Source organism: Vibrio sp. 1CM2L (assembly GCF_023161695.1).
Classification (GTDB): domain Bacteria; phylum Pseudomonadota; class Gammaproteobacteria; order Enterobacterales; family Vibrionaceae; genus Vibrio; species Vibrio coralliirubri.
The window spans coordinates 711263-729671 of sequence record NZ_JALNTT010000003.1 but is presented as its reverse complement, the minus strand read 5'-3'; the positions used below and the strand labels follow the sequence as shown (position 1 = coordinate 729671).

Below are 18409 nucleotides of genomic sequence, written 5' to 3'. Positions count from 1 at the left end.
AATTCATTTGCCTTGGTTTAAAATCGGGCAGCACCTTGGCAAAACGTCTAACTAACTTAAGGCGAATACCAATTGAGTAACCACCAATACTAAGCACAGCACTACCGTTGAATAAAAGGTTAACGCAAAACCAAAAGCCCTTGCCGGAGCTCCATGGCTGTAGCCTTTGAAAAAGAAGATACGCCCAATAAAAAACAACACTGAACACACGAGCCCCGCCGATAACCAAGCAAAAGGCATTAACAAACTCCACGTGGTATAGACACCAAATGCGATGACCAGTTGCTCTAAGGTATTTTGAAGCAAGCTTTGCAGCATTAGGGCTTGCTTTGTTCCAGACGTTAACCCACTGCCATCAATATCTTCTGGACTGAAAAACCGAAACTTGGCTAAGCGTCCAATAGAGACGATTAACATCAAGGTCGGTAGTATCAGTGACAGCCCTAAAACAGTCACCCTATCTTCTAGTAAGCTGGCTTGAGCGTAATTGAACGGGTCTAAGACGATGGCGACCCAGATTGCAACAATCGCGCTTAGCATAGCCAACGCCATTCCCTTAAAGACTCCAACTTGTTTGCTGGTTAGTTCCATAAAACCCTCGCCATCCATTCAACAAATTTACTCATTATTACCTATCAACCAGTTGACGTTTGTGACGCTCTTTTACTATATGAAAGGATAAAACCAATAGAAATCAAACCTATTTCGTTTATTAAGACTTTCAAATGAAAAAGACACCACACTCGTCAAAAAGTGTGGTGTCTTGGTTATTACTTTAAAGCTATTGAACTAACGATAGTTAAGATTAGTTGGCTGGACGCCAAACGCCCCATTTGTCATTTTCATAAGTCGCTTTAGGGTTTGTACCACCTTGAACCCACCATTGTGCTTTCCATGACTGGTTCGAGTAAGTCACGACTTCGCCACCAAGGTAAGTCGCTGATGAGTCCCACGTGCCTGGGTCTGGCGTAGGGTCTGGGTCAGGAGTCGGATCAGGATCCGGCGTTGGATCTGGGTCTGGTGTTACGCCACCGTCATCGGCAATTACTTCAAAAGTGAAGGTTTCAACACTGCCGCTTTCAATCGAGCTAGCCATAAACGATAAAGTTTCGTTTGCAGTGATGCCAGTGGTATCCACTACGATAGAAGCCGTGCCGTTATTTTGGATGCTTACTGAAGAACCTTGAGTTTGAGTCAATGTCGCGGCTTCGCTTGTTGCAATCACAACCTTATCGCCAGCATTCACTACATTGTCACTCTTCACTAGCTCGTAGATGTCACCTTTTAATGGTTCAACACCACCGTCGCCACCATCAATCAACGTTAACTGACCAGAAGCACGGCTATCTTTTGAATTGAAGAAGTTACGTGAAGGATCGTTTTGGAAATACATGTAGTGCTGCATCTCAGCGTGCCAGTCACCAATGAAGATCGCGCCATCTTTAAACTCTTCGTGCCAGCCATTAATTTCTGAAGCTAACAAACGAGCCCAATCGTTAACGTTTGAAGTATCGATAACGATGTCGAAGCTACGCGCTACTTCACCATACTTGTTGATAATGTCGTACTTAACTGTGTCACCAACTTCTGGCGTTCCAAATTGGTCTGAAACAAACAGCTCACCACGCACTAGTTCGGGTTCTGGACCCGGCTCTGGTGGAGGATTTGTGCCACCCGCAATAGTGATGTCTGAACAGTTGTAGAAGCCTTCGCCCGCAGCATCATCACGTTGCCAGCGAACGAATAGAATCGCATCGCCAGAACGGTCTGAAGGAATAGTGACATTAATGCGGTACTTACCACCATTAACCGGAACGTTACCCTCTTCTTGGATAAGATCTAAGTCGCCCCACGCTAGGCCTTTGCTTAGATCTGCGTTTGGTTTCGTTAGGTAGAACTCCCAGAAAGAAGGGTTGTGTGGCGCAGTCGCATTGAATACATATTCAAACGTACCAGTATTTAGCTCGGTACGAGTCCAACCAGTATGAGGCGCACCCATGCCGCGTTTTTGCGAATCATTGGCATAACATAACGTGCCGTCGGGAATCGCCGCTTTTACAGCATTGATGTTATTGAAATCCTGAACATTTTTAGCGTATTCGTTACGTTGAACAAATGGGTAGGAACCCGAAATGTCTTTTGCTTGAGCACACGCAGCATTAGGTGGTGTACCCGACCAAATCCCGCCTTGCTCGTAACACGTGTTCTGACGCGCACTTGGAAATTCAGACCAACCATGAGCATTTGCCACTGAAGGCACACTCGATAGCATAGCCATACCTACTGCTACTTTTAGAATATTATTATTTATTGTTGTCACTTTCCCACTCTCTATTATTTTACCCTGCACACAACATTAACTGGTCACTTACCAATCAAAATTGCACTTCGAGGGTTTATAGTTTTTGTTTGAAGAACAACGAAAAATATATACGTCAATTTTATCAATGACAGCGGGTTTTATATTGATAGGAATCAGAGTCACACAACTCAAAGAAATGCGTTGTCGATAGATGATGTTGCTTCGAATTATTGGATCTCAGTATTCCGTCTTGATTGAGGGAACATTATTCAAAGTGAATAAAAAAGCGGCTTGGTGATTAAGCCGCTTTTGCATCTAGAGATTTAATATACAGCTAAGTGAGTTCGATTAACTCGTAATTAATCTAACTTTTTCCATTGTTGCTCAACCCAATTTGGATCTGCTGCCACGCCTGGAAGGTACGCTTCATTGTTACATTCTGATGCCCATGGGCCGTAACATTGATATACACCTTCGCCTTCAAATAAAACGACGTCGCCATCAACATAGTTACCAAAGCCTTCTGGGTAGACATAATCATGTGCAGGTGGTGGCGCATCGGCATCAACTAAATGGAAATCCATCATTTGTTGGCCTACCAATTTACCTTCACTGTTTTTTACACTCACTACCAACATATGATGACCAGCCTCTGATTTAGACAAAGGTAATGCAACCGATTCTGACGAGTTATCTTCAACCTCCCCACTCCAGTATGCTAAAGACTCTCGAGCATGGTTATACACGGTGAGTTCAGCTTGGGCATCGCCCTCGGCTACCAATGATAGATCGAGTACGGTTGCTTGTTCTCCGATCACGTATTCTGAATCCAGACCTTCAACCATCAGTGACGTATCGGGTTCTGGCACCTCAACATCGTAGCCTATTTCCACACGCTGAATACCGCTGTCAGAATTCACATATATTGGGTTCACACCGTAAATAGGTGTAAAACCATTTTCACTCAACACGCCAGACTTGATGTTATTGCGATCTTCATTAACTTTGGTTGCTAATGCCTTAGACCAGTTCTTTGGTTGGCCATCCTCACTATTTGCAATCTCGATACGAGTACTGAGCGCTGAGTTTTCACCAGACCCATCAAACACGCGCGTATATACCGCGTCGCCTTCTTTCAAATTAATCGTAGGAGTTATCTGACCTGCTTTTTCCCAACCCGGAAGTTGAGAATCATCGCCATCAAACACCACATCAATCGCGTTATAGAAAGCCTTGTCGGTGTCGCCCACATCCCACACAGCTAGAATCACGTGATAGCCTTCTCGCTCTGGCACGTTACAGGTGTGAGTCGCCGTGTTCTGTGTCATCTCTCCATGGGCATCAACTTCACAAAAGGGATTTAAGTCAAACTCTGAGCGCGCTAATGGTGAATTTTGGTCCCAACCTTCTTTCGTAATGTAATATTTAAAACCAGCCGCAATATGGTTGGCTCTAAATGTCCATTCAAACTCTTGAGAGCCCGCTTCGATTGGGCGTTTCTGCCAGCGCTCTGAAGTTTGTTCATCGAGGTTTCTTGCCATTAATATTTCAGCACTGGCAATGTAACCATCAGCAGGGCCATCTTCAGGGAAGCCGTCAAAGCCTTCCACACTTTGTGGCTCATACTGTATGTCGCCACAGTCCATGTTCTTCGCCTGACCTTCAGAATCTTCTAAGTGACACAAAGCGACACGACTTATGATGTTGCCATCATCGTTCAGCGATATAAATCCATGTGCCATAGCGCCACCACAAGCCGCAGACAAAGCGATGGCTAAAGCCGTTTTCTCTATTCCGATTCTCATAACATTTCCACTTAAAGACGTCATATTTCCCATTAACAAGACAAAATGATCTTCGCTTGTTTACCTATCCACTTGTTTGATTGAGTAAGCACCTCAATTTGCTATTAACCGTTACTTGGCTCGAACATTAATAAAGCAAATGCATATCAATCAATTTGAGCATGGTCGAGGAAGGTAGGATTATTTAGTCAATAAGGCTGATTGATATTCATCAAAGGTAATACGAAGGGAAAATTATCTTATACATCTGAAGACTATGAAGTTTATTCAAGAAATAGAACAAGGGAACTAGCTAAAAACCTGAAAGACTAGAGGTGAGAAAGGTATGAACTGGCTGATCAGGATATCGCATTGACGCTAAAGTAGAGGGTTTGTTGTCAAAATAACGGTTTTGACGAGTCACATTAGATAAAGGTGCTTTGATGCGAAGTTGATTTAAATAAAGGGAGCTTGGTAAAGCCTTAATAGCGGCTATGCATGCCCATGCGATGTGACATGTCGTCGTCCATACGACCGCCCTTCCAACCGCCGCCACCCAATAGATTAAGTACATCTCGTGCTGTGTAGTCTTCTCCGCCGAAGAAGTCATTAGACACATCATTACGTAGCAACTGAATTGTTGGAGCTAATTCAACAGCAAGATCTTGTGGATCCGCAAACAAGGCTAAAGCAATCTGTTGTTGGCGCTTACTCAACTCACGAGAACTTGTTTCAACCTGCCCAATCGAGAAGAAATCACGGCTTCCGTAGCTCTTCACCATCTTTGCAGACAATGACTTAATCACCTTTTTGATTCTTCTTCTTTGGATGTATCTAAACATATTTGCTTCCTTTACTAACTCGCCTTGAACCGAATGTTCAGCTTAACCAATTAGTCTTTTAACCAAACAAAAGATAGGTTTGATTATCGACTGAGATACTTTTGACTTCGGTGTTGAACACGGACTCTAGTTGTTCTGGAGTAAGCACTTCTGCAGCTGTGCCAGATGCTTGAAGTACGCCTTTATCAAGCAACAACACCTGGTCGGCGTGTCTTAGGGTTCTGTTCAAATCATGGTTTGCCATGATCACGGCAATGCCCTTCTCTGCCACTCGTTCAATGAGCTTGTACAACAAGGCTTCTTGAGCAATATCCAGTGGAGCTGCGGGTTCGTCGAGGATCAGCAGCTTCGCGTATGGGTTAAGCGTTGGCCAAATTTGCAGGCACATTCCCGCCAAGCGAACGCGTTGCCATTCACCACCCGACAAGGTCTGAATTGAACGATGAAGTTTGTCTGCTATGTCTAGCATCTGGCTGATTTCTTCCAAAGCTGCGTTGATTTCAGCATCAAGGCCGTGTGAGGAGCTTGGCAGTGACAATGCAAGATACTGGAACACTTCCAAGTTGAAAGCCGGTCTCGCGCTTTGGCACAAGTAAGCACGATGCAATGATAAGTCTTGTAGAGACAGCTCCGACAAATCCTGCCCGTCGATCTTTATATCGCCTTTGTAACCATCACCAATGCCAGATATCGATTCGAGTAAGGTACTTTTTCCGCTGCCATTCGGACCGATAACGTGAGTCACCTGCCCTTGCTTGAGTCCAAATGATAGTGGTAATAAACGAGCGCCGACGCTCAGGCTCTTAATTTGAATCATGATTTTTAATTAACATCCAAATGAAGATAGGCGCACCGATACTGGTGGTCATCACACCCAAAGGTAATTCTGCAGAATCGAGTAATGTACGCGCGCAAATATCAGCAAACACCAACAACGCAGCGCCAGCAACGGCAGACAAAGGAAGAAGGTATTTGTTATCAGTACCAATCGCTAAACGCAATAAGTGTGGCACAACCAAGCCAACAAAGCTGATCACGCCACCTAAAGCTACCGCGCAGCCGACTAAAATAGACACGGCGAAAATTAGACGCCAGCGTAATCTCGGTACGTTCACGCCCAATTGTGCGGCATGCGTTTCCCCAATCATCAGTTTGTCTAGCTTGCTACCTTGCAAACACAGCCAAATAATCACGGGGATCATCACTAACGTAAGCGAGTGTTGATACCAAGTTACGCCACCTAAGCTGCCCATCAGCCAATACATCAACAAGCGTAGGCTTAAGTCATCACTAAAATAGAACGCCCATGTCACCATCGCACCAGAAAGAATGCCTAACGCGACACCGACTAGCAGTAATTTGGCCGTGGTGAGTCGCATCGTTTTTACCATGCTCACTAGAATCACGGTAAAACAGAGTGAACCTAAAACGGCGGCAATCATGAACAGTTCTGGTGTAGGAGCAAACGGTAAGAAGAACAATACGATAACCATCGCCAAACTTGCGCCACCAGAAATGCCGAGCACACCTGGCTCTGCTAATACATTACCCAATAACACTTGTAAGCTTGCGCCAGATACAGCTAACCCAGCCCCGATCGCAATCGCTGCTAATAATCGAGGTAAGCGTAAATCAATCAGTAGTTTTTGTTCTAACGTGGACAATGTGCCCAGAGGGGAAATGAAAAGATCGCCAACCATTAGGTAAATCGCACTCAGCGCGACAAGCAGTGCTGCCATCAGATAAATGGCTCGGGTCCATTTGCGCTGTTTTTGGTGAAGAAGTTGTTGGAAATCCATATCAAGCTACTTTGAAATTGTTCGCGTAACCTTACCTGTATCCCTAAATAAACTCAAGGCTCACACCGTAATGTGAACCTTGATATTTCAACCAGTTGAGCGGTTGTTTTGGTCGTTCTAGTTCGACTAGGTATTAATCGTACACAAGCTGACCGTGGTCGAATCGTGTTTCAACTTCGCACACCATTAAGGCCGCTCGTTGACCAATAGCCACGTTACGATTTGGGAATACCACTGCTTCGTTTTCATTCTTCGCCATCAATGGCTTATCACCATCATGACCAAACACTTCACCGTGCTTAAACGCCGTAAAGTTCTCAACGTCATCAGAGAACATGAAATCAAAGTCATCGTGCAAACGAACAATGGTTCGGCTTACGCGATATGTAATGGTTTTCTTCGGCAAATGCTCTGGTTCTATTTCAGCAATCAGATTACGCATTGCCAAATCGAAAGCCGTTAGCTTATCAAGTTGGTTCTCACCAATTCTTGCTACCTGCCCTAGCTCCATTGTCAGTGCTTGCGCTTCAAAGTTTTCAGCGCTGTACCAACTGAAGGTGCTGGTTGGTGCATTCGACAGCAACACAGCTTCAACGTGAGCACTGTTGATGAAATCGAAAAGCTCCTTGTTACGTACTTCGTGGCGAACCTTAGGGCTTACGGCGAACGAGTAATGCTTAGACAAACGGATCGCACAGTGCAGATCTAAGTGCCAACGAGTAGCAGGTACCGTTTCCTTGTAAAACTCAGTAACTAAGTACTTAAGGTTCTTTGCGATATCCACTTCTCGATTGCTTTCGTGCTGTTTTTCATCAAACAGACGGTTCATATTCACATCAAGAAAACGAGTATGCGCGTTGGTTGCTTCTGGGTGAGCAATGATGAACAAACATCTTGCTGTCACTACTTGGAAGCCTGTTTCAATATCCTCAATGAGCTTATCAATCAGCTCCATTGGTGAAGTTTCGTCACCATGAACACCGGTTGAAAAGATGATGTTCTTGGTTTCAGAATTATACTCAGCGGGAATCACTTCCAATACACCGCGTTGATGAAGCTTAATTTGAACACCGTTACTCAGTACGGTCTGTCCTGCAACCACTTCTTGCTCAAGATCTAGGCTGTCAAAAAGAAATGATTGGCGAAAGAGGGTCTTCGTCATGCGCTACTCCTTAATTGCACGGCCGTATGTTAATAAATTGTACATAGAAATTGTGTTGCTAGGATCGCACTTATCAATAGAAACTCCGTTATCACTCACAAATACTACCCATATATTTTTGTATTACCTGCTGATTTTACTAACCGACATCTGTTCCAAATAACTTTCTCTATTTAAAGCAACTTTTGGCTGTCTCAGCTTTTCTAAAGTCATGTCAGCAAGATAAGAGCCACGTAAGCTAACACAGCTCTTACCTGCCATGAACAGATTGAGATCAATTAATCTTCCTGATCGAGCAATCTTTCAAATTCATCGATTTGAACTTTGACCATGTCGATGCTTTGTTGCCAAAAATCCGCTTGAGTCAGGTCCATTCCTAAGTGCTTTTGAACGACTTCTTCCGCCATCATGCTGCCTGTATCACGAAGCAACGACACGTAATCACCGTAGAATTGCTCGCCTTTTGCATCGCGCTGAGCGTAAACCCCTTTACTGAACAGGTAACCGAACAAATATGGGTAGTTGTAGAAGCTCACTTGAGAGATGCTGAAGTGCAGTTTGCTCGCCCAGAAGTAAGGGTCGGCTTCTGTCATTGCATCTCCGTACCACTCTTTCCAAGTCGTTTCCATCAAGTCACACAGCTGCTGAGCCGTTAGCTCGCCTTTTTCACGCTGCTGGTAGAAGGCTTTTTCAAACTCAAAACGAACAGGAATGTTCACCATTAATGCCAAAGAAGAAGAAAGCTCTTCCCACAGCATTTCGAGCTTCTCATTGCGTGTTTGTGCTTGTTTTAACAAGTGGTCACGAACGATGTTCTCTGCAAAAATTGACGCGGTTTCTGCTAGCGTCATCGGGTAGCGTGTTTGACACAACGGCATGTCTTTCATCACCCAGTTGTGGAACGCGTGGCCTAGCTCGTGTGCCAATGTCATTAAATCTGAGCGGCTACCGCTCCACGTCATAAACACTAGCGGGGTGCGCGTGGCAGCAAACTTGGTGCAGTACGCGCCTAAACGTTTGTTGGCAGCTGGTGCGGCATCAATCCAACCGTTCTCAACCATCAAAGCGACAAAATCAGCCATCTCCGGATTCACTTCAGCGAACGCAGTTTTGATCACTTCGATCGCTTCATCAAATGGGTAAACCTTAGATTCAGCGTCACCAAGTGGTGGCATCGCTGCTAAATGATTCCAAGGCTTCATTTCATCGAGACCGTGAACTCTTGCCATCAACAAACCCGCTTTCTGACCAACAGCTCGATTCGCTTTCGCTACCGACATCATGGTGTCTAGCGTTTCTGGCACAATGCGGCTGCCGTGTAGACTTGGATCAAGGAAATGCACATCGCTAATCTTCGAGCGCTTTTTGTTTTCAGTCAGTCGCCAACCCGCCAATGCATTTAGAATCGAAGCAAAAGACTCTTGATGCGTTTTCATTGCGCCTTGAACCGCGCGCCATGCCGGTTCTTGTTTGTCGAATTCGCTGCCGTACAACAGGCTCGCGGCTTGTGAAAAACCTAGAGCTTCCTCTTCACCTTCCAGCTTTAGCGACAGTTTTAAAGATCCGGTAAGGTTATCGTATAAACGACCCCATCCGTCACGACCATCAACCTTCATCGCTGCCAATAACTGCTCTTCAGCAACACTGAGTCGGCTGCTTGATAACTTACGTGAGCTTTCAATCGCAAAGCGTTGGCCTGCTACGTCCGCACTATCATGTTCTAATACTGCATCAATAAATTCTGGTTCTGCGTGAATTAACGTGTCTTCGTAAGGGCTAAACGCTTGAGACATTTCAGAGTTCAGTTTCGCAACTCGACCAAGCAATGCTTTAGCTTCTGTGTGTGTCGCATCGACCGATGCATGGCAATTCGCGAAGGTGTTGATCGTACTCAGTAACGTGCCTGCCGCTTCTGAAGTTTGAATCGCGTTTTGCATCGCTAGAATGATATGACGCTTTTCAACGTGTAGGTTCAACAGCTCAATGCACTGTTGAATGAGTTCAATGTCCTGTTCGATTTTTGCATCATTAAGATCGCTATAAGCAATGCTTAGATCCCAACTCGGTGTTGTCATGACTAAATTCCTTTCACGTAGGTAGTAATACCAATCAGGTATAGCGGCTGTGAACGCCGCTTTATATCGATTTCTGTTTAAAGATCTAAAAGATTGTTAATTCTTAAACTGTGTTTTTTGAACACTCAGAGAACAGGTAGCCCTATCGATTTAACGCTGATAAAGCTCTGCGCAAACTGAGTGATTTGAATATGCGTTATCGATGCGTTTTCTATCGATAACTTCGAGTACAAACTCGGATTTTTCCAATCAATATCAAGGCAGTGCGCTAACAATATGCGAATCACACCACCATGAGTAACCAACAATATATTGTCACTTGGATCATTCAAAAGTTGCGACCAAGCTTGAGTTACTCTGTCGTGGAAGCCCTGTAAACTTTCTGCACCAGTTAATTGATGATTAGCAGGATCTTGCCAAAAGGTTTCTAACATTCCCCACTTGTCTTCAAGTTCATCAAATGGGACACCATCAACTTCACCGAAGTTCATTTCCTGAAAGCCCGATGCAACAGACAAAGGCACAGACATACGCTCTGCAAACAAGCTAGCGAGATCACCACATCGTCTTAGTGGAGAGCTAACCACGCTATCAAAGGTAATGTCTTGTGTCGCAAGCGCCTCACATATCTGTTCTTGAAGCTCAGGGTTGACCAGCACATCAGATAAACCATTGAGTGCAGCTTTTCCTTCGACTTTGCCATGTCTTAGCAGATAGATGTTTTTGGTTGTTCCATTGACCATGTGTGCGACCTAACCTTGAGTATCAAGCAAGTGATTAGATGGTTTTAAATGCAGCGGCAATCCGGCAGCAACCAGCGTGACGCGTTCGACGACGCGAGCTAGCGCTTGGTTCATGCGCCCCGCATTGTCCACAAACAAGCGCGACACTTTCCCCAGCGGCACCACACCTAAACCGACTTCATTAGACACCATGATAATTTGCGCCGGGCTTTGCTCGACGCTTTTGACCAATACTTCAACCACGGCTTCAACCTGTTCATTGGTTGCGTCATCACCCAGTTCAAAGATGATGTTGTTCAACCACAAGGTTAGGCAATCAATCAACACCACATCTTCTTTCTCAAAAGACTGCAATTTTTCGGCTAATTCGACCGGTACTTCATGCTCAATCCATTGCTCGCCACGACGTTGTTGATGGTGCGCTATTCGTTCTCGCATTTCATCATCAAGATATGTCGCAGTCGCAATATAATGGAGGCGTCCATTTGAACATGCTTCAATCGCACATAATGCTTGTTGCTCTGCAAAACTCGACTTGCCAGAACGAGCCCCGCCCAATACCAGATGGCTGTTTCGCTGACTTGCTTGATTAATTTGATTAGCTTGAAAAGTTTGATTCGCGTTTGTCATAGGAAGCCGTTATAGAAAGCCATTGTAAAAAGCAGTTATGAATACAAGGTAAATCAGCAACTCCATTAGCTGTTGAGCTGCACCCAAGCAGTCGCCAGTAAAGCCACCAATTCGAGCCGTTAACCACTTTTTGAAACCAGTTCTGAACAGATAGGCGACGACAGATAAAACCAAGGCGAATTCAAGACCAAACCACAGGCTAGGCAGCACACCTACAAGCAATAAGAAGACAAGTTCGCCTTTGGTTTGCTTGTTGGCCAAAGGCTTACTTTTACTGGTATCTAAATCACTAACATAAGGCATGTCGTAAATCAGCGATGCAGCAATCGCACGGCTAAAGGTATAACTGGTCACGATAACCATAAACAGAGCCGTCATGTTGACCAGCTCATTCAACAACACCCACTTGCCAAGCAAAGCCATAACCAGTGCAGACGCACCATAAGTACCAATTCGACTGTCTTTCATGATGGTCAAGCGGCGTTCTAGAGTCATGCCGCCACCAATGCCATCCGCCATATCAGTCAAACCATCTTCATGGAATGCACCTGTGAGCATCAGGCTAAAACTCATCATCAAGAAAATCGCCACTGCACTCGGCAATACCGTATCAAGTAGCAAAAACACACCGCCACATAGAACACCAAGTAACAAACCAACCGTTGAAAAGTAGCGACCAGAACGATTCATTCGCTCTGATGAATAGGGCGTGTTCTTTGGCATTGGCAAGCGAGAAAAGAAACCCATCGCCAGCGCAAACAGCTCCCACTGATAGGTGACTCGATCTTTCAACGATCTTTCTGGTGCATCACTCATTAAACCGTGACTCCAGCACTTTCGAAGCTCGCCATGTTGTTATAAAACTCGGCTGCCGCACGAATAATTGGCATAGCTAGCGCAGCACCTGTGCCCTCGCCTAATCTCAATCCAAGATCGAGCAGTGGCTCAGCGTCTAGCAGCTCTAATAGAATTTTGTGCCCCGACTCTTCAGAGCGATGTGCGAAGATCATATAGTCTCGGCAACTCGGTTCAATTAAGGTCGCGACATACGCTGCAACCGATACGATAAAACCATCGACTAATATTGGTGTTCTGTTTTGGTAAGCGCCAAGGAAACCACCGACCATTTGAACGATTTCATAACCACCAACTTGTGCTAGTGCCTCTTTGATATCTTTAAGATCTGTAAGCTCTTTAACTTCTTTAGGGTCTAAACCTTTGCAACGCGCAACACCTTGCTCAACCACAGCTACTTTTCGCGCAATTTGTTCATTGTTGATGCCTGTTCCTAGGCCAACACACTCATCTGCAGACCGATTCGATAATGCACTTAAGATCGCTGATGCGCTGCTGGTATTACCGATTCCCATTTCACCAAACATGATAATATTGGTGCCATTTGAAATGGTTCTAGAGACAAGCTCAGAGCCCAGTTCAATCCCACGCTCAACCGTCTCTAAACTCATTGCTGCTTCATTGGCAAAGTTATTAGTTCGCGTCCCCAAACGCTGATCGATCAACATGTCACTGTCAGATTCCACAGGCAACAATATCCCCGTGTCGACTACTGTGATATCGATGTTATTCACCGCACAGAAGCAATTGATCGCCGCGCCACCGCTTAAAAAGTTCAACACCATCTGTTGTGTGACGGCACTTGGAGCAATACTCACGCCTTCGTCAGCAATGCCATGGTCGCCAGCAAAAATGATGATACTCGGCTTATTTAATTCGATGTGTTCAATCGCCGCTTCTTTGCCTTGGCTCTGAATCAATGCCAGTTGATGTGCGACTTTTTCTAGTAAGCCAAGCGCACCAAGCGGCTTGGTTTTTTGGTCAATTCGGTGTTGGATGTAATGCGAGTATTGGGTATCTAACATGGTTTTTAAAAACGCTTATTCTGGGTACGTTGATTTAGGGACTGCTACTTAGGGATAGCTACTTAGGGCGTGCGACAGAGAACACATTGGAAAGCGTCGCGTATTCACCGCCACCAAGACGAGACAAAGGATCCAATGCCAACGCATCAATCTTAAGACGTTCACTCTCTTTGTCGATGATATCTTCCGAGATGTACACGGTTTCGACCTGAGCAAATATCAAGCTTTGCGGAACCTCGCCAACTTCTTTTACTTCATAAAGTGTGCAACCGAAAGCTACCGAGCACTCTTTAACTCTTGGTAAAGAAAACCCTTCAAATTCAACGAGATCAATGTTATTCGCGGTGACTTCTGAATCACCATGTTCAAGGGTAGCCGCTGTCGCTGTCATTGTTTCTGCAGAACTTGAAGAAGCAATGTGAATCACTAGCTTACCCGTTTCTAAGGCATTACGAGTGGTATCTTTGATTTCGCCGGACGGCTTCTTCCCAACCGATAACATCAGTAACGGCGGATTGCTGGAAACAGGCGTGAAATAAGAGAAAGGCGCTAGGTTGTACTCTTGGTCAGAAGATTCCGTCAATGCCCACGCAATCGGGCGAGGAACAACGGTTTGTGTCATCAGGTGATAAATCTGAGTGGGAGCAAGAGTATCAAGCTTGAGGTTCATAGCACGTCCTTGGTCTATGTGAATTACGACTCAGTTTACGTGTTAAGCAATGCTGTATCTATGCCTAATCAACAGAAACCGTAGAGAGTGTTCTTAATTTAAACAGATCACACTGGTTTTTTCTCAAATTGACAATCAAATTGACGAACCCTAAAACACCTACAATACTGATAATAGATTTATCAATAACTTACATTTTGGCATCGTTTATGCTTTATCTAGAGTACTTGTTAATCTCTCCATTGATAAGTACCCATACAGTGAATGCCCACAACACTAACGCTACACAAAGAAAGACAATCGATTGAAAGACAAAACAGAACAACGATTTAGGAGGTGTAATGATTCCAAACTCAAGTAAAAGAAAACCAAATAAATCAAGTAAGAAAACCAGCAAAAAGGTAAGGAAAATCCCACTATCCTTCACCTAGAAAGCAGTAAAGTAAATAACAAAGCCCGTCGCCCAGCGGGCTTTGTTATTTTTAACGCCGTACTAATGCTTCAGACCGTACTTATGCGTCGAGCCAAACTAAATCATCTCTTTTTCCATTAACAGGCGACTCCCCACATACTACTGACCACTCGTTTAACAAACTTTTATTCGCTTAAAATTCAAACACTGTTTATATTAAACAAGCACTTGTGGAGTGAATAAGGGATTAAAATGAGCATTGCTGGAGACAAAACATCGGTTGTTGTGGCTGGTGCAACAGGGTTAATTGGTCATCATGTGATGAAGTTGCTCATCGATGAACCCGCCGTTGATCATATCTATGCCCTATCTCGCCGAGCGTTAGATTCACAGTTTGATTCCAACAAGCTCCACACACTCATTCACAGCGACCTGCAAGTTACCAGTTGGGATGACACGAATGCGACGCCTAATCTTGGCGTTATCTGCTTAGGTACGACTAAGAAAAAGGCAGGATCAAAAGAAGCGCTTCGCAAAATCGATGTGGAACTGGTTAGCCAAGTCGCACAGTCGATGAAGTTTCTTGGGGTTCAACGCGTAGCGGTCGTTTCTAGCTATGGCGCTTCACCAGATTCCTATTCGCACTACCTTCGCTGTAAAGGACAAATGGAACAAAATTTAAAATGTATTGGCTTCAAGCAGCTTTTCATCGCACGCCCTGGGCCTCTGGTGGGTGAGCGTGATGAACCTAGAGCTGATGAAAAACTCCTACAAAGTGTCTTTCCTCTGTTGTCTCCGTTTATGTTTGGTAAGTTCAAAAACCTACGTCCTATTCAGTCGGAAGACGTAGCCAAAGCAATGTTGTTCCGATTATTCGCAAATAATTTCCAAAATATCGAAATTTACTCGTCAAGTGACATGCTCAATTTATTGGCAAAATATCGCTAAAAAGCTCACCTATTCATCACAATGTTGAATATCCACCCATCCTATTGAGTGGATATTACTAATCGTTCTAATAAATTACTTTTCCTTATTTTACGTTTTGTTACAGGTCGCTACTGTAGCTAACAGTATTTGCGCCCATATATCCAGGTGCTCTATCGATTTAAAGTAATTCATAAGGAAAACAAATGTCATTTTCAGCTATCGCTGCCTTAGCGGTATTCACTGGTATCCTCTTTTTTCTCTACGGACAGCAGAAAAAAGAAAACACACTTTCTCGCCTCGTTTTACTCGGTTTAGTATTTGGTAGCGCATTTGGTCTTGGTCTTCAGCTGTTATTTGGTGAAGGCAATCCGGTCATCAATGAGACACTTGATTGGGTAAACATTGTTGGCCGCGGTTATGTTGGCCTACTGAAAATGGTGATCATGCCATTAGTATTGGTTTCAATGATTGCCGCAGTAGTGAAGCTTGAAAAAGGCGGTTCACTGGGCAAGATTTCTGGCATCACCATTTCTGTACTGCTAGCAACAACCGCGATTTCTGCGATTGTTGGTATTGTTGTAACGCAAGCATTCGGCTTATCTGCTGAAGGTTTAACAGAAGGTGCTCGCGAAACAGCACGTATCGCAACACTTGAAAGCCGCATCGGCAGCGTTTCAGACCTAACAATTCCGCAGATGCTGATCAGCTTTATTCCGACTAACCCATTTGCAGACCTAACGGGCGCTCGCTCTACGTCTATCATCGCAGTGGTTATCTTTGGTGTGCTAACGGGTATTGCTGCTCGTAAAGTGATGGCAGAGAAAGAAGAACTAGAATCTCCAATCCGTACGTTCGTTGAAGCGGCACAATCTATCGTTATGCGCTTAGTTAAGATGATAATGGCACTCACGCCATACGGCATCGCAGCGTTAATGGCTAAGGTAGTTGCAACATCAAGTGCTTCTGACATCCTCAGCCTACTAGGTTTCATCGTTGCATCTTACGTTGCGATTCTACTGATGTTCGTTGTACACGGTGTGTTGGTTTCTTTTGTTGGTGTAAACCCGAAAGAGTATTTCCAAAAGATCTGGCCTGTACTGACGTTCGCTTTCACGTCTCGTAGTTCTGCTGCAACGATTCCACTGAACGTTGAAGCTCAAATCACTAAGCTTAACGTGCCACCAGCTATTGCTAACCTGTCTGCCTCTTTCGGTGCGACGATTGGTCAAAACGGTTGTGCGGGTATCTACCCTGCAATGCTAGCAGTTATGGTTGCACCTACGGTTGGTATCGACCCAATGGACATCAACTTCATTCTGTCTCTGATTGCTATTATCACAGTGAGCTCATTCGGTATTGCTGGCGTAGGTGGCGGTGCAACGTTCGCGGCACTTATCGTACTTCCTGCTATGGGCCTTCCTGTAACGATTGCAGCACTGCTTATCTCTATCGAGCCACTTATCGATATGGCACGTACAGCGCTTAACGTATCTGGTGCAATGACAGCCGGTACCATCACAAGCCGACTATTAGGTAAGAAAGACAAGCAACAAGATCTCGAACAAGCGAACGCTTAACGGGTTCGATTGGTTCAAGCACTTGAATCTCGTTAAACAAAAAACCGATGCACATGCATCGGTTTTTTATTATCTGTTACTTCTAACTTCCATTGCTTCACAAGCAACAGCACTTAGAGCACAAGTTGAATCACTTTCTCAGCAAGTGCTTCATCGTCATCTTCACTTAATCCACTGATACCAATAGCGCCAATCATCTGCCCCTTTAACTCAATGGGAACACCGCCTTTAAAGCCAGTGATCTTAGCGTCGGTCCAGTAACTTAAGTCTTTACCGGTTTCTCTCGCCCAAGCCCCTAAGTTACCACTTGGCTGTCTGTCTCTTGCAGACGTATAAGCTTTGTTCTGTGCTAACAATCCGGCTTGAACACTCACATTATCCATGCGAATAAACACCAGTAATTCACCATGCGTATCACACACGCTCACCGCAATTGCTTGTTGATTACGCTCAGCAATGTCGAGAGCATTAGACACCAATTGTTGCGCGATCTTTTGATTCAACATACTCATTCCTTATGGCAGTGCTTGACCACGTGAGTACACGTATAAGTTGTACCACTCTTCACGAGACAGGTTTATCTGAGTCGCGACTGCCGAAGCTTTGATTCGCTCTAGATTTGTGGTGCCAATTACAGGTTGGATACGAGCAGGATGACGAAGCAAAAATGCCAACACAATCGCTTCACTTTCTACGCCATATTGGTTCGCTAACTGAGCCACGTAGTGCGCTGTTTTTTTCACATTCTCATGTTCTGAATACAAACCTTGCTCAGCAAATCGGCCTTGTGCCAAACAACCCCAAGCTTGCAGTTGGATATTATTCATTTGGCAATGCTCTAGAGTGCCTGCGGCGAAGTCTGATTGATGGTGCCCTTGCGAGTTAATCATCACCCCATCGTTCAACCAATCCAATTTGGCTAAGCTCATCTCAACTTGATTCGCGACAATGGGCTGCCCAAGTGCAGATTGTAGGTACTGAATTTGATGGCTGTTCATGTTCGACACACCAAAGAAATCGACCTTGCCTTGTGCTTTTAAGCTCTCTAACGTTCTTGCTAGCTCATCGAGTTCCATCAAAGGATCTGGACGATGTAACAGCAACACGTCGAGCTTCTCGGTATTCAGGCGGTTCAGAATACCGTCTACCGATTGACCTACCCAATCAGCCGAGAAATCATAACGACCAACATTGCCCTCGCCTTCAAAACGAATCCCACACTTAGATTGAATGAACATCTGTTCACGCAGCTCAGGTGCTTGTTGTATTGCTTGACCAAAGGCTTGTTCAGCTTTGCTGAAGGTATAGATATCCGCATGGTCGAATAAGTTAATGCCCGATTCTAATGCTGTGTCGATTACACTTCGTGTTTGAGCAACATCCGCACTCGTCACTGGATTATCATTCCAGCCACCACCTAACCCCATGCAGCCATAGGCAATTTGCCCAACATTCGGTAGATAATTTGATAATGGGATACGTTTTTTGTCATTCGTTTTGTTTGTAGATTCAATGCTGTTCGTCATATCGATTCTCACTTAGAAGATTTGCTGACCAGAAATATGCCTCTATCATATTGTTCTTTTTAAAAAACAGAATATGC

General features: G+C 44.6%; 17 protein-coding genes. 2 read left to right on the top strand and 15 right to left on the bottom strand.

Annotated features, from left to right (window positions below; genetic code table 11):
- Positions 1-51: 51 nt before the first annotated feature.
- The 13 genes from MSG34_RS13290 to MSG34_RS13230 form a co-directional block, all read right to left on the bottom strand.
- Positions 52-609 carry an MAPEG family protein gene (locus MSG34_RS13290; RefSeq protein WP_348983360.1) on the bottom strand — a complete coding sequence of 186 codons (558 nt, stop codon included), beginning with the start codon at positions 607-609 and terminating at the stop codon, positions 52-54.
- A 196-nt stretch (positions 610-805) separates the two neighbouring features.
- Complete coding sequence (locus MSG34_RS13285) at positions 806-2272, bottom strand: lytic polysaccharide monooxygenase (RefSeq protein WP_248338179.1); 1467 nt, start codon at positions 2270-2272, stop codon at positions 806-808.
- A gap of 389 nt (positions 2273-2661) precedes the next feature.
- Positions 2662-4107, bottom strand: coding sequence for an N-acetylglucosamine-binding protein GbpA (gene gbpA / locus MSG34_RS13280; RefSeq protein ID WP_248337833.1), 1446 nt, complete (start codon positions 4105-4107; stop codon positions 2662-2664).
- A 461-nt stretch (positions 4108-4568) separates the two neighbouring features.
- On the bottom strand, positions 4569-4928 hold the full coding sequence (locus MSG34_RS13275) for a DUF6559 family protein (protein ID WP_017066163.1): 360 nt from the start codon (positions 4926-4928) through the stop codon (positions 4569-4571).
- A 58-nt stretch (positions 4929-4986) separates the two neighbouring features.
- A complete protein-coding gene (gene btuD / locus MSG34_RS13270; protein ID WP_048617263.1) occupies positions 4987-5745 on the bottom strand; it encodes a vitamin B12 ABC transporter ATP-binding protein BtuD in 759 nt (252 codons plus the stop codon).
- On the bottom strand, positions 5732-6727 hold the full coding sequence (btuC, locus tag MSG34_RS13265) for a vitamin B12 ABC transporter permease BtuC (protein WP_017096955.1): 996 nt from the start codon (positions 6725-6727) through the stop codon (positions 5732-5734). Before btuC ends, btuD begins: the two co-directional genes overlap by 14 nt.
- Before the next feature lie 133 nt (positions 6728-6860).
- Positions 6861-7889: a succinylglutamate desuccinylase gene (locus MSG34_RS13260; protein WP_017092609.1), complete on the bottom strand. Its 1029-nt coding sequence runs from the start codon at positions 7887-7889 to the stop codon at positions 6861-6863.
- 278 nt (positions 7890-8167) lie between these two features.
- The gene (locus tag MSG34_RS13255; protein WP_248337831.1) at positions 8168-9964 is read right to left on the bottom strand and encodes a M3 family oligoendopeptidase; all 1797 of its coding nucleotides are present in this window, start codon (positions 9962-9964) and stop codon (positions 8168-8170) included.
- Positions 9965-10089: 125 nt separating this feature from the next.
- Positions 10090-10707 carry an alpha-ribazole phosphatase family protein gene (gene cobC / locus MSG34_RS13250; RefSeq protein ID WP_248337829.1) on the bottom strand — a complete coding sequence of 206 codons (618 nt, stop codon included), beginning with the start codon at positions 10705-10707 and terminating at the stop codon, positions 10090-10092.
- 9 nt (positions 10708-10716) lie between these two features.
- On the bottom strand, positions 10717-11337 hold the full coding sequence (cobU, locus tag MSG34_RS13245) for a bifunctional adenosylcobinamide kinase/adenosylcobinamide-phosphate guanylyltransferase (RefSeq protein ID WP_248337827.1): 621 nt from the start codon (positions 11335-11337) through the stop codon (positions 10717-10719).
- 9 nt (positions 11338-11346) lie between these two features.
- Complete coding sequence (locus tag MSG34_RS13240; protein WP_248337825.1) at positions 11347-12153, bottom strand: adenosylcobinamide-GDP ribazoletransferase; 807 nt, start codon at positions 12151-12153, stop codon at positions 11347-11349.
- Positions 12153-13217 carry a nicotinate-nucleotide--dimethylbenzimidazole phosphoribosyltransferase gene (gene cobT / locus MSG34_RS13235; RefSeq protein WP_248337823.1) on the bottom strand — a complete coding sequence of 355 codons (1065 nt, stop codon included), beginning with the start codon at positions 13215-13217 and terminating at the stop codon, positions 12153-12155. Before cobT ends, MSG34_RS13240 begins: the two co-directional genes overlap by 1 nt.
- A 58-nt stretch (positions 13218-13275) precedes the next feature.
- Entirely contained in the window at positions 13276-13887 is a 612-nt protein-coding gene (locus MSG34_RS13230; RefSeq protein WP_248337821.1) for a flavin reductase family protein, read from the bottom strand.
- 664 nt (positions 13888-14551) lie between these two features.
- Here MSG34_RS13230 and MSG34_RS13225 point away from each other — a divergent pair.
- Together MSG34_RS13225 and MSG34_RS13220 are read left to right on the top strand one after the other, a co-directional pair.
- Positions 14552-15247 (top strand): NAD-dependent epimerase/dehydratase family protein, encoded by a 696-nt coding sequence (locus MSG34_RS13225; protein ID WP_248337820.1) that lies wholly within the window; start codon positions 14552-14554, stop codon positions 15245-15247.
- A 185-nt stretch (positions 15248-15432) separates the two neighbouring features.
- On the top strand, positions 15433-16806 hold the full coding sequence (locus tag MSG34_RS13220) for an L-cystine transporter (protein WP_048611859.1): 1374 nt from the start codon (positions 15433-15435) through the stop codon (positions 16804-16806).
- A gap of 113 nt (positions 16807-16919) precedes the next feature.
- Here MSG34_RS13220 and MSG34_RS13215 read toward each other — a convergent pair whose 3' ends face one another.
- Both MSG34_RS13215 and MSG34_RS13210 read right to left on the bottom strand, forming a co-directional pair.
- The gene (locus tag MSG34_RS13215) at positions 16920-17312 is read right to left on the bottom strand and encodes a heme-binding protein (RefSeq protein ID WP_248337818.1); all 393 of its coding nucleotides are present in this window, start codon (positions 17310-17312) and stop codon (positions 16920-16922) included.
- 9 nt (positions 17313-17321) lie between these two features.
- A complete protein-coding gene (locus MSG34_RS13210) occupies positions 17322-18332 on the bottom strand; it encodes an aldo/keto reductase (RefSeq protein WP_248337816.1) in 1011 nt (336 codons plus the stop codon).
- Positions 18333-18409: the final 77 nt, after the last annotated feature.